The following is a 12488-nucleotide window of genomic DNA, read 5'->3' on the forward strand; positions in this document are numbered from 1 at the left end:
GCCAACCGACCGGCCGCGACGACCGCGTCGCCCAAAAAGGATGACCGCCGCGACCGCGCGGAGGCCAGACGCGCCGTCGCCCCCCTGCGCAAGAAAGCGCGCGCGGCCGAGGAAATGATGGCCCTTCTTGCAAAAGAACGTGCTGGCCTGGAAAGCCGACTGGCCGATCCTGCGTTGTATGCCGGAGAATCGGGGGCCGAGGTCACCCGGATCAACACCCGTCTGACCGCGCTGGCGCGCGAACATGACGCAGCAGAGGAAGCTTGGCTTATGGCCGAAGAGGCAATCGAAGCGGCGCAAGCCGATGTCTGACACCCCCCCACCCGCGGCGCGCGCGGACGAACTGGACGGCCACGCCGCGAAACCGCTCAAACACGCGCCCGCCGATACTCCCGCGGCCACCGAACTGGATCGCATTTTTCGTCTCCTGCGCTTTGTGCTGATTGCCGTGGTCGTCGCCGTGGCGATCTGGCTGGTCGGCGATGTGCTGACGGTGATCTTCGCGTCCACGCTGTTCGCGGTAGTGCTGCACGGCCTGTCGATCCGGCTGGCACGCGTGACACGGATAGCCTATCCGATCGCCCTGACGCTGGTCACGCTGGCGCTTCTCGCGGCGATCACGCTGCTGTTCTGGAGCAGCGGCCCGCAGATCGCCAATCAGGTGATGACGTTGCGTGCGGCACTCGGCACCCAGATCGACAGCCTGCACACCCGCATGGAGACCAGCAATCTCGGTCGCATGGCGCTGGCGCATGTGCCCGAAAGCTTTGGTGGCGACCAGAAGAGCGGTTCGGGCAGCGACCTTCTGTCCTCCGGTCTGGGCTCGGTCACAGGGTTCCTGACATCGGCGTTCGGCGTGGTCGGCACGCTTGCCGTCGTGTTGATCGCGGGGCTGTATTTCGCGCTCTCGCCGGCGTTGTATGCCAACGGCATCCTGCGCGTCGTGCCCGAGGCCTATCGCCCGCAGGCACGCGAACTGTTGCTTGTCACGGGTCGGACGCTCTGGGCGTGGACGATCGGACAGGCACTCGATATGTGCGTCGTTGGCATCCTGTCGGGGATCGGCTGCTGGGTGCTCGGCGTACCGCTCGCACTGGCGCTGGGTGTCGTCGCGGGGCTGTGCAACTTCATCCCCTATATCGGCGCGATCATGGGCGCCATTCCCGCCGTCCTGCTCGGACTGTCGCACGGCACGGAGACCGGGCTCGAAGTCGCGGGCCTGTATGTCGTCATCCAGTTTTTCGAGGGCAACGTCCTCGCCCCCGTGATCCAGCGCCGGGCCGTGCAGATGCCGCCGGGTGTGACGATCCTGTCGCAGACGATCTTCAGCTCGATCCTGGGCGCGCCAGGGCTGATCCTGGCCTCCCCCCTCACCGCCGCCCTTCTTGCCGTGGGCGACAAGGCAACGTCCGAACTCAATGATCAAGACCGGATCGTCGATGCGTCGACCGGGGGCGCGGACGCCACAGATGTCCGGTCGGACACCACGAAAGACAGCACGTGAACACGCCTGACAACACAGGGAACCGGACCATCGTGAAAGCGCGTTACCTCGCCGCCGCCTCGCTCCTGTCGCTGGCCACCGTACTGACCGGCGCGGTCGCCCAGGCCGACGAGGGTATGTGGACCATGGACCATCTCCCGCTCGACCAGTTGAAAAAGACCTACGGCTTCACGCCCTCGGCGGAGTGGATCAACCGCGTGACGCAGGCATCGGCGCGCCTTGCCCTCGGGTGCTCGGCCTCGTTCGTGTCGGCGGACGGGCTGGTGATGACCAATCACCACTGCGCCAACGAGTGCCTGGAGCAGCTGTCGGACAAGACGCACGATTATTTCACGAATGGCTACAAGGCCCCGCACGGCCAGACGTCGGAGCCGAAATGCCCGGCCATGGAACTCGACGGTCTCGACCACATCACCGATGTCACGGACCAGATGAACAAGGCGCTGGCCGGCAGGCAGGGCGCGGAGTTCACCCATGCGCAACAGGCCACCGAAGCGGCGCTGGAGAAAGACTGCGTGGCCGGCGACCCGACGCGCTGGCGCTGCGACGTCGTGACCCTCTATCACGGGGGCCGCACCGCGCTGTACCGCTATCGCCGCTACCAGGACGTGCGGCTGGTGATGGCACCGGACCAGAACGCCGCGTTTTTCGGCGGCGATCCGGACAATTTCAACTTTCCCCGCTACGATCTCGATATGGCTTTCCTGCGCGTCTATGACGGTGGAAAGCCCGCGAAGACGACCTATTTCCCCTTCGATCCGGCCGGCCCGAAGGACGGCCAGCTGGTGTTCACATCGGGCAACCCGGGCTCCACATCGCGCGAGGAATCGGTCGCTGAACTCGGCTTCGAGCGTGACGTCATGGTGCCGTTCATCGTCGGCTATTATGCCACGATGGATGGCGCACTGTGGCAGTTCGGCCGCCAGAGCGCTGCCAACCGTCAGGATGCGCAGGACGAGCTGTTCGGCATCCAGAACAGCCTGAAGGTCTATACGGGCTGGGCCGAAACCCTGGCCGACCCGACGATGCTGGCGGGCAAGACCGCGTTCGAGACAAGCCTGCGCGCCTGGATCAACGCCGATCCGACGCGTGCCAGGACCTACGGCGACCCATGGGCGCGGATCGACGCCGCGATCAGGGTCGAACGCGACATCTTCGTCCCCTACGCCATGCTGGAAGGCCGCCGCGCGCCGATGGGCGTTCAGGGCGACCTGTTCAGCTTCGCCAAAACCCTGGTGCGCGGCACGGCCGAACGTGACAAGCCCGATGCGGACCGGCTGACCGGCTGGCGCGATGCGAACATCCCCGCGATCGAGGCGCATCTGGCCTCGACCGCCCCCGTCCACCCCGCGCTGGACGAGACGATGCTCGCGCTGTCGCTGACCAAGCTTCGTCAGGCGCTTGGCGCAGATAACGAGACCGTCCGGCTGGTGCTGGGCCATGAAAGCCCCGACCAGTTGGCCGCCCGTCTGGTTCACCAGACGAAGCTGGGCGACGCGAAGGTACGGATGGCTTTGTGGAAAGGCGGCAGCACGGCCGTCAATGCGTCGACCGATCCGATGATCGTCCTCGCCCGCACCCTCGAACCTGCGGCACGCGCGTTGCGCGCCCGTATGGACGACGAGGTCCGCGCGCCGATGCGCCAGGCCGCCGAAATCATCGCCCGGGCCCGTTTCGCCCGCGACGGCGCCAACACCTATCCCGACGCCACCTTCACCCAGCGTGTGTCCTATGGTGTCGTGAAGGGCTGGAACGAACGTGGCCACGATGTGCCCGCATTCACCGATTTCGCCGGTCTCTACAAGCGGGCGACGGGTGCCGATCCGTTCCGCCTGACAAAGGCATGGCAGGACGCGCAAAACCGGGTCGATCTTGCCACGCCCTTCGACTTCGTCACCACCAACGACATCATTGGCGGCAATTCCGGCTCGCCCGTCATTGACGCGCAGGGACATGCAGTCGGGCTGATCTTCGATGGCAACATCCATTCGCTGGGCGGCGACTTCGCCTACGACGGCAGCCTCAACCGTGCCGTCGCGGTCGATACGGCTGCCATTATCGAGGCGCTCAAGGTCGTCTACAACAACCAGGCGCTGGCCGACGAACTGACCCGCGGCCATCTGTGACGGGCGCGGGACGCGGGCACGGTCTGGCCTGCGTCCCGTCGCTTGTCTATGCTGGGTGCCGCTCCGCCCGTCCCGGCGCAGCCGAACCCGGAGATACTGCGTGCTTCTTCTCACGCTGGGCGTATTGGCGCTGGTCGCGCTGATCGGCGTCAGCATCCTGATCTCGATGTCCGAAATCTCGTTCGCCGCCGCACGGGACGCGCGTCTTCGCTCCCGTGCCGAGGCCGGCGACCCGCGCGCCGTGCGCTTTCTGCAGTTGCGCCGCAACAGCGGACAGGTCATCACGGTCCTGCAGATCTGCCTCAACGCCGTCGGCATCCTGGGCGGCATCATCAGCAGCGAACTCATCGCTCCCCCGCTGGCCGGTATCCTGGCCGGGCTGCACGTCGCACCGGCGGCGGCCGAGCATATCGCGTCGGGCCTGTCGTTCATCGGCGTCACGGGGCTGTTCGTCCTGTTCGCCGACCTGTTGCCCAAGCGGATCGCGATGAACGCGCCGGACAAGGTGGCGCTGGATGTCGGCTGGTTCCCTGCCTTCGCGCTGAAACTGCTGTATCCGATCGTGCTGATCTTTTCGCGGATCTCCGATGCGGTTCTCAAGCTGATGAACATACCCGCCGCATCGGCCATCGAACCGGTGACGCCCGAGGATCTGCGCGCGATCCTGGCGGCCGGCACCGCCTCCGGCGTCCTGCTGGAGCAGGAACACCAGATGATCCAGAACGTGCTGGCGCTTCAGGACCGTTCCGTCTCCTCCGCCATGACCCCGCGCGACGAGATCGTCTATCTCGACCTGCAGGAAACGGTGGAGTCCCAGCGCGACAAGGTCCGCGCGCGGCCCTATTCGCGCTACCCGCTGTGCGACGGCGGCCTGGATAATGTCATCGGGTCGATCCGCGCCGAGGACGTGCTGGTCGTGGCCGTCGGCGTGCACCGCGAGAGCGACATCGCGCGTCTTCGCCGTGATGTGCTGTCCCTGCCCGACACGCTCAACCTGTGGGACACGCTGGCCCAGTTCGAAGCCCATGGCGCGGGTTTCGCGCTGATCGTGAACGAGTATGGTCTGGTCGTGGGGCTGATCACCTACAAGGACATCATGGGTGCGCTGATGGACGGCCTGGCCAATCCGTTCGAGGAACAGGCCATCGTCCGCCGGGACGAACATTCCTGGCTGATCGACGGGGCCGCGCCGATCGGCGACGTGATGCGTGAACTGGGCATCGATACGCTGCCGGGCAGTGGCAATTTCGACACGATCGGCGGGTTCGTCATGCACCGCCTGCGCCGCATGGCGCGCAAGGCCGATCGCGTCAACGATCTGAATTTCCGGTTTGAAGTGGTCGACGTCGACGGTTTTCGCATCAACCAGCTTCTGGTCACGCGTATCGATCAGGGACAGCGTTCGGGGGGCTGACCGTGCTTTCGTTCGCGCTCAAGGCCGCGATTTCGGGCGTGCTGATCGCCGTCGCGTCCACTCTGGCCAGGCGCTTTCCCGGGTTCGGCGCACTGGTCGCGTCCCTGCCGCTGGTCTCGGTGCTCGGCATGATCTTCCTGTGGATCAACAAGCCCGATACACAGAACATGGCCGCACACGCGGAGGCCACGTTCTGGTATGTGCTGCCGTCCCTGCCGATGTTTCTCCTGATCCCGTTTCTGTTGCGACACGGCGTCGGCTTCTGGAGCGCGCTAGCCGCGGGCTGCGCCCTGACGGTCGCGCTCTATCTGGCCGTGACGGGGATCGGGCCAAGGTTCGGGTTGCGACTCTGATGGGTCCGGCGACCCGCCAAGCGTCAGAACGGAAGCATCATCACGTCGGGCGCGACCCATCTCCGGCGCGCGACCGGGCTGAACAGGGTCGCTTTCCTCCAATAAAGGAGCAGCCACGCGGCTTTTCCTTCTTCGGCATTCATGATCGCCTGTAGCACCTCATGAAGTGGGGCATCGGCGTCATGGCGGCCGAGCCAGAAAGCCGCAGCGCGCAGTGAAGCGACCGTGACGGTGTGGTGATAACCCTCCGTGTCCGTGTTCGCCGTGCCGGTCGCAACGTTATAACGCGATATCACCTCGCGCAGCCCATCGGGTGTCGCAAGGTCAGATCGATATCGCTATAACCACAAGGCAACTCCGAAATGTGCCTCATGCGTCCAGGCTGCTTTTGGCAAGGTGGCGTCAAGGACACGCAGAGCAGTGGACCGAATCAGAAAATCGTCTGTCAACGTCATCATCGTCGGGCGCCGTCGTACCTGTGCTGAAACAAGACCCAGCCGTCATCACGGTTTACTGTGTTACGCCGCATCGTCATCCGACCTGCGACGGCCAGTGTCGGGCAGGCCGTGATTGACACAGCGAACACCGCGCTGAAAGCGCATGGAGTCACGGCTCACGCATAATGTGACTCGACATAGGGCATACGCTTTCGACGCGAGCAGCTCGGTCCTCAGCCGGCCTTTGCGATACGGTCGAGCGCCTGCACCACCGCGTCACCCATCGTCGCCGTGCCGACCCTGGCCTTGCCCTCGCTCATGATGTCAGGCGTGCGCAGGCCGCTGGCCAGCACGTCGGCCACGGCGCGCTCGATCAGGTCGGCGTCGTCGCCACGGTCCAGCGAATACCGCAGCAGCATCGCAAACGACAGGATCTGGGCCAGAGGATTGGCCTGCCCGGTGCCGGCGATATCGGGTGCACTGCCGTGGATGGGTTCGTACAGTGCCGCGCGACGCCCGTCGGCCGCGACCGGGCCCAGCGTCGCCGACGGCAGCATCCCAAGCGAACCCGTCAGCATCGAGGCCAGATCAGACAGCAGATCGCCGAACAGGTTGCCGGTCACGATCACATCGAACTGACGCGGGTTGCGCACCAACTGCATCGCGCAGTTATCGGCCAGCATGTGCGACAGCGTGACGTCGGGGTACTCGCGCGCATGCAGGTCGGTCACAACCTCTTTCCACAGCAGGCCGGATTCCATCACGTTGCATTTCTCGACCGAACACACGCGGTTGCCGCGCTTGCGGGCCAGTTCGAAGGCCACGCGCGCCACGCGCTCGATCTCCGGGGTCGTGTATACTTCGGTGTTGATGCCGCGGCGGGTGCCGTCCGCCAGCGTCTCGATACCGCGCGGCTCGCCGAAATAGATGCCGCCCACCGTCTCGCGCACGATCATGATGTCCAGACCGGCGACGACCTCGGGCTTGAGGGTGCTGGCATCGGCCAGGGCCTCGAACACCTGCGCCGGGCGCAGGTTCGCAAAAAGCTCCAGCTCCGAACGCAATTTCAGGATCGCAACCTCGGGGCGCCTGTCGAACCCGACATGGGCCCAGCGCGGATCACCGACCGAGCCGAACAACACGGCGTCGGCCGCACGCGCCTTGGCGATCACCTCGTCCCGGATCGGCGTGCCATGCACCGCGAGCGACGCACCACCGACAAGATCCTCTTCAATTTCGAAACGGATGCCGCGCGTACGCTCCATCCATGACACGACCTTGGCCACTTCGCGCATGACTTCGGGGCCGATGCCGTCGCCGGGCAACACGAGCAATTTCTTGGTGACGGTCATCGGATACTCCCTGATGGTCTGGAACGCCGTGGACTCAGCGCGACGCCGCGCCCGGCATGTCGATACGGGGCAGCCACGGTTTCTCCTCCGCACGCTGCGCCTCGTAGGTGTCGATCGCCTTTTCGTGCTGAAGGGTCTGGCCGATATCGTCCAGACCCTCGAGCAGCAGGTGCTTGCGAAACGGGTCGATCTCGAACGGAATTTCCTCGCCGTCCGGCCGGATCACCACCTGCCGGGCCAGATCGACCGTGACGCGGCCGTTGGCACCCAGTCGTGCATCCTCCATCAGGGCGTCACAGATCGCGCGCGGCAGACGGATCGGCAGGATTCCGTTCTTGAAGCAGTTATTGTGAAAGATATCGGCAAACGAAGGCGCGATCACGCACCGGATGCCGAAATCCAGCAACGCCCACGGCGCGTGCTCGCGCGATGAGCCACAGCCGAAATTCTCATGCGTGATCAGGATCTCCGCGTGACGGAAGGGCTCCTGATTGAGCACGAAGTCGGGCTTCTCCGACCCGTCCTCGTTGTAGCGCATGCCGTCGAACGCATGCACACCCAGGCCCGTGCGCTTGGTCGTCTTGAGGAACCGGGCCGGGATGATCTTGTCGGTATCGATGTTTGCTTCGGGCAGCGGCGCGGCCAGAGCGCTCAGCGTGGTGAATTTGTCCATCTCAGATCAGCTCCCGCACATCGGTCAGCACGCCCGTCACCGCCGCTGCCGCCGCCATGGCGGGCGACAGCAGATGCGTGCGGCCACCAGGGCCCTGGCGCCCCTCGAAATTCCGGTTCGACGTCGATGCGCAACGCTGCCCCGGCGTCAGGCGATCGGGGTTCATCCCAAGGCACATCGAGCACCCGGCTTCGCGCCATTCGAACCCGGCTTCCAGGAAGATCTGGTCCAGCCCTTCCTCTTCGGCCTGCTTTTTCACGTTGCCCGACCCGGGCACGATCATCGCCCGCACGCCCTCGGCCACTTTACGCTCGCCGACGATGGTGGCCGCCGAACGAAGATCCTCGATCCGGCTGTTGGTGCACGATCCGATGAACACCACGTCGACTTTCGTGCCCGCAATCTTCTGCCCGGCCTCTAGGCCCATATAATCCAGGGCACGCTGCATCTGGGCACGACGCGCCTCGTCCGTCGCGGTCGCGGGATCGGGCACGGTGCCGGTAATCGGCAGCACGTCTTCCGGGCTGGTGCCCCAGGTGACGCTGGGCGCGATGTCCTCGGCGCGCAACTCGACAACCTTGTCGTACTGGGCGCCCTCGTCAGACGCCAGCGAGCGCCAGTAGTCGACAGCGCGATCGAAGTCGTCGCCCTTGGGGGCGAAGGGCCGGCCCTTGATGTAGTCGAACGTCGTCTCGTCCGGCGCCACCATGCCCGCGCGCGCTCCAGCCTCGATCGACATATTGCACAGGGTCATGCGCCCGGCCATGTCGAGCGCCCGGATCGCGGAGCCGGCGAATTCCATCACGTAGCCCGTGCCGCCGGCGGTGCCCATCGTGCCGATGATCGCCAGCATGATGTCCTTGGCAGTCACGCCCGGCCCGACCTGCCCCTCGACGACGACCTTCAGATTCTTCGCCGGCTTCTGAAGCAGGGTCTGCGTCGCCATGACGTGTTCGACCTCGGACGTACCGATGCCGAAGGCCAGCGAGCCCATCGCGCCGTGGGTCGAGGTGTGGGAATCGCCGCAGACGATCGTCATGCCAGGCAGCGAGATTCCCTGCTCCGGCCCGACCACGTGGACGATCCCCTGATTGGACGACAGGAGCGGGAAATACGGCACGCCGAATTCGACGACGTTGCGCTCCAGCGTCTCAATCTGATTGCGGCTTTCGGCCTCCAGGATCGGCAGGGTGCGGTCCGATGTCGGAACGTTGTGATCGACGACCGCGATCGTCGCTTCGGGATGGCGCAGACGGCGGCCGGCCAGACGCAGGCCCTCGAACGCCTGGGGGCTTGTCACCTCGTGGACGAGGTGGCGATCGATATACAGAATGGCCGTACCGTCGGGGAGACGCTCGACCACGTGACTATCCCAGATCTTGTCGAACAGGGTGCGCGGGGTCATCAGGGCGTCTCCGAAAATACTGGGTAAACAGGGCAGCGCCCGGCGGGAAAACCCACCGGGCGCGCGACCCGATCAACTGACGTTGAGATGTTCTCCCCCGGGGGAAAGAACAAGGGGGGTGCGGCTGGTGCCGCGCCGCCTTTACTGGGCCGCGGGGGCCACCACGTCACGCGGACGCTCGGCGATACGCGCCGACTTGCCGCTGCGGCCACGCAGGTAATACAGCTTCGCGCGACGCACCTTGCCGCGACGCACGACCTTGATTTCCGCGATCGTGGGGGCATAGAGCGGGAACACGCGCTCGACACCTTCGCCGTTGGAGATCTTGCGAACGGTGAAGTTGCTGTTCAGGCCCTTGTTGGAACGGGCGATCACGACGCCTTCATACGCCTGGATACGCTTGCGCTCGCCTTCGACGACCTGCACCGACACGCGAACGGTGTCGCCGGCTTCGAATTCAGGCACCGCGCGGGCGGCGGAAAGACGGGCGATCTCATCGGCCTCGTACTGCTGGATAATGTTCATGTCGGGTCCTCGGTTCAAAACAATCAGTGCGTGGGGCCACACTGGCCCGGCTGGTTCGGAAGATCATCCCCCGCCCGGCCAGCGCGCCCGGCGTGGACGGCCCAGAGATCGGGCCGCCGCTGCCGTGTCGCCATTTCAGATGCCGCGTGCCGCCAGCGGGCGATCGCAGCGTGATGACCGGACAGCAGGATATCGGGCACGGAGCGCCCCTCCCACGTTTCCGGCCGTGTATAAAGCGGATACTCCAGCAGGCCGTCGGAGAAGCTCTCCTCCTCCCCGCTGAGGGCCGATCCCATGACGCCCGGCAGCAGCCGGACGCAGGCATCGAGCATGACCATCGCCGCGGGTTCGCCCCCGGACAGGACATAGTCGCCGATGGAGACCTGTTCGATCGCACGGGCCTCGAGCAGGCGCTCGTCGATCCCTTCGTAGCGACCGCACAGGACCACCACACCCGTCCCCCCGGCATAGCGCCGCACGTCCGCCTGACGCAGAAGGCGACCGCGCGGCGTCGGATAGACGACCGGGGTTCCCTGCGGTACGGACGCCATGACGGCCGACAGGGCGGCGTCCAGAACGTCGGGACGCATCACCATGCCCGCCCCGCCACCGAACGGCGTGTCATCGACGGCACGATGACGCCCCAGGCCATGAGCCCGAATGTCATGCGTCCGCAGCGACCACACGCCGTCGGCCAGCGCGCGACCTGCCAGAGACTGCCCCAGCGGTCCGGGGAACATCTCGGGGAACAGCGTCAGAACCTCGGCCCGCCAGGTCATGGCGTCACCCCGGTCTCGACACTGTCCTCAAGCTCTCCCGGCACCTCGAGTTCATCCGGCAGGCTGACGGTGATCCGCCCTCCCGCCAGATCGACCACAGGCACACAGGCCAGCGTGAACGGCAGCATCAGCCCGGCCCCGATCTCCAGGATCGTGCCCGCGCCAAAATCGTGCACCGCCTTGACCCGCCCCCACGACCGATCGCCCTCGAACGCCTCGAGGCCGATCAGGTCCGTGTGGTAGAACTCGCCGTCGTCCGTCTCCGGCAAAGCCGCCCGCTCAACGGACAGGCGCTGGTTGACCATCGCCTGTGCCGCATCCCGATCGGCCAGAACACGCCCGTCGGCATCGCGCAGTTCGGCAATGCCCTCTCCCCGCCACCGGAGGGTCCAGCGACGACCGCGATCGTCGAACAGCGCGTCATACCCTTCCAGACTGGCCGGATCGGCAGCATGACACTGCACGCGCACGAGTCCGCGCACGCCGTGTGGCCGTCCGATCACCGCCAGCAGGATGGGTGTATCCGCCATCAGAAGGTCAGTCCGCTTTCAGCGTCCGTCGTTCAGGCCGCGGCAGCAGCGGCGGCAGCAGCCGCACGCTCCTGCGCGCGCTTCTTCGGCGCGGACTTCTTGGGCTGCTCGTTATAGGTCGGCTTCTCGACCAGACCGGCATTGCCGAGGAAACGCGCGACGCGATCGGTCGGCAGAGCGCCCTGCGACAGCCAGTGCGTGATGCGCTCGTTGACCAGACGCACGCGCTCGGCGTGGTCGGACGGCAGCATCGGGTTGTACGCGCCCACCTTCTCGATGAAACGGCCGTCGCGCGGGCTGCGGCTGTCGGCGATCACGATGTGGTAGTACGGGCGCTTCTTGGCGCCGGCACGGGCGAGACGAATCTTGAGGCTCATTCACATAACTCCAAAGAAAACCTGAAAAACGCGGTCAAGGGGGGCTGGCGTTCAGCGGAACGGCCCACCCGGCGGTTTCCCGCCCGGCGGCATCGCCCCCTTGGGCATGAGGGCGGACATGCCCTGGCGCATGAGACCCTTCATGCCGAGCTTGTTGATCCGCTTCATCATCGTGGACATGTCGTCGAACTGCTTCAGCAGCTTGTTGACGTCCTGAACAGTGCTTCCCGATCCGGCGGCGATGCGCTTCTTGCGCGAGGCCTTGATGATGGCGGGCGTGGCACGCTCCGCCTTCGTCATGGACGAGATGATGGCCTGATGGCGCTTGAAGATCGACGTGTCGAGCTCCTTGTCGCCCAGCGCATCCTTGAGCTTGCCCATGCCGGGCAGCATGCCGAGAATGCCGGAGATCGACCCCATCTTGTTGATCTGGCGGATCTGGGCGGCATAGTCGTCAAGGTCGAACTTGCCGCGCAGCATCTTCTGCGCGATCCGCTCGCTTTCCTCGTGGTCGAGGGTATCGGCGGCCTTTTCGACCAGACCCGCGATATCACCCAGACCGAGAATCCGGCCGGCCACGCGCTCGGGGTGGAATTCCTCGAGCGCGTCGAGCTTCTCGCCCGACCCGGTCAGCTTGATCGGCGCGCCGGTCATCGCACGCATCGACAGCGCCGCGCCACCACGGGCGTCGCCGTCCATGCGGGTCATGACCACGCCGGTCACGCCCACGGCCTCGTTGAAGGCCTTGGCCGTGTTGACGGCGTCCTGACCGGTCATCGCATCGACGACCAGAAGCGTCTCGGCCGGTGACGTCACGGCGCGGACCTGCCGCACCTCCTCCATCAGGGCCTCGTCGATCGACAGGCGACCGGCGGTGTCGAGGATGACGATGTCATACCCCTCGCGCCGCCCCGTCTCCATCGCGCGCTGGGCGATCTCGACGGGTGTCTGGCCCGCCACGATCGGCAGGGAGGCGACGCCCGCGCGCTCGGCCAGTTGGGCGAGCTGAAGCT

General features: G+C 65.7%; 13 protein-coding genes and 1 pseudogene. 5 read left to right on the plus strand and 9 right to left on the minus strand.

All coding sequences use genetic code 11. The annotated features are described in order from the left end of the window. The 5 genes and pseudogenes from HUK82_RS10520 to HUK82_RS10540 form a co-directional block, all read left to right on the plus strand. Positions 1-312: pseudogene (locus tag HUK82_RS10520) on the plus strand (ABC transporter ATP-binding protein); the annotation flags it as partial. Continuing rightward, a complete protein-coding gene (locus HUK82_RS10525; RefSeq protein WP_176613913.1) occupies positions 305-1504 on the plus strand; it encodes an AI-2E family transporter in 1200 nt (399 codons plus the stop codon). The pseudogene HUK82_RS10520 and the gene HUK82_RS10525, both read left to right, overlap by 8 nt. Next, a complete protein-coding gene (locus HUK82_RS10530; protein WP_264802200.1) occupies positions 1501-3630 on the plus strand; it encodes a S46 family peptidase in 2130 nt (709 codons plus the stop codon). Before HUK82_RS10525 ends, HUK82_RS10530 begins: the two co-directional genes overlap by 4 nt. Before the next feature lie 100 nt (positions 3631-3730). After that, complete coding sequence (locus HUK82_RS10535; protein ID WP_176613914.1) at positions 3731-5044, plus strand: hemolysin family protein; 1314 nt, start codon at positions 3731-3733, stop codon at positions 5042-5044. 2 nt (positions 5045-5046) lie between these two features. Continuing rightward, a complete protein-coding gene (locus tag HUK82_RS10540; protein WP_176613915.1) occupies positions 5047-5397 on the plus strand; it encodes a DUF3147 family protein in 351 nt (116 codons plus the stop codon). A 23-nt stretch (positions 5398-5420) separates the two neighbouring features. Here HUK82_RS10540 and HUK82_RS17195 read toward each other — a convergent pair whose 3' ends face one another. From HUK82_RS17195 to HUK82_RS10585, 9 genes are all read right to left on the minus strand, one after another. Continuing rightward, a complete protein-coding gene (locus tag HUK82_RS17195) occupies positions 5421-5693 on the minus strand; it encodes a hypothetical protein (protein WP_218061570.1) in 273 nt (90 codons plus the stop codon). Between the two features lie 374 nt (positions 5694-6067). After that, the gene (gene leuB / locus HUK82_RS10550) at positions 6068-7186 is read right to left on the minus strand and encodes a 3-isopropylmalate dehydrogenase (protein WP_176613916.1); all 1119 of its coding nucleotides are present in this window, start codon (positions 7184-7186) and stop codon (positions 6068-6070) included. 34 nt (positions 7187-7220) lie between these two features. Then, positions 7221-7859 carry a 3-isopropylmalate dehydratase small subunit gene (gene leuD / locus HUK82_RS10555; RefSeq protein WP_176613917.1) on the minus strand — a complete coding sequence of 213 codons (639 nt, stop codon included), beginning with the start codon at positions 7857-7859 and terminating at the stop codon, positions 7221-7223. 1 nt (position 7860) lies between these two features. Beyond that, a complete protein-coding gene (leuC, locus tag HUK82_RS10560) occupies positions 7861-9264 on the minus strand; it encodes a 3-isopropylmalate dehydratase large subunit (RefSeq protein WP_176613918.1) in 1404 nt (467 codons plus the stop codon). Between the two features lie 141 nt (positions 9265-9405). Next, the gene (gene rplS, locus HUK82_RS10565; protein ID WP_176613919.1) at positions 9406-9789 is read right to left on the minus strand and encodes a 50S ribosomal protein L19; all 384 of its coding nucleotides are present in this window, start codon (positions 9787-9789) and stop codon (positions 9406-9408) included. Between the two features lie 23 nt (positions 9790-9812). Next, entirely contained in the window at positions 9813-10568 is a 756-nt protein-coding gene (gene trmD / locus HUK82_RS10570) for a tRNA (guanosine(37)-N1)-methyltransferase TrmD (RefSeq protein WP_176613920.1), read from the minus strand. After that, a complete protein-coding gene (gene rimM, locus HUK82_RS10575; protein WP_176613921.1) occupies positions 10565-11098 on the minus strand; it encodes a ribosome maturation factor RimM in 534 nt (177 codons plus the stop codon). The genes trmD and rimM overlap by 4 nt, the downstream gene beginning before the upstream one ends. Positions 11099-11130: 32 nt before the next feature. Beyond that, positions 11131-11475, minus strand: a complete 345-nt coding sequence (gene rpsP, locus HUK82_RS10580; protein WP_176613922.1) for a 30S ribosomal protein S16 — start codon at positions 11473-11475, stop codon at positions 11131-11133. 51 nt (positions 11476-11526) lie between these two features. Further along, positions 11527-12488: signal recognition particle protein (locus HUK82_RS10585; protein ID WP_176613923.1), on the minus strand; the 962-nt coding region annotated here is incomplete at its 5' end.

Source organism: Ameyamaea chiangmaiensis, from assembly GCF_013376175.1.
GTDB classification, from domain to species: domain Bacteria; phylum Pseudomonadota; class Alphaproteobacteria; order Acetobacterales; family Acetobacteraceae; genus Ameyamaea; species Ameyamaea chiangmaiensis.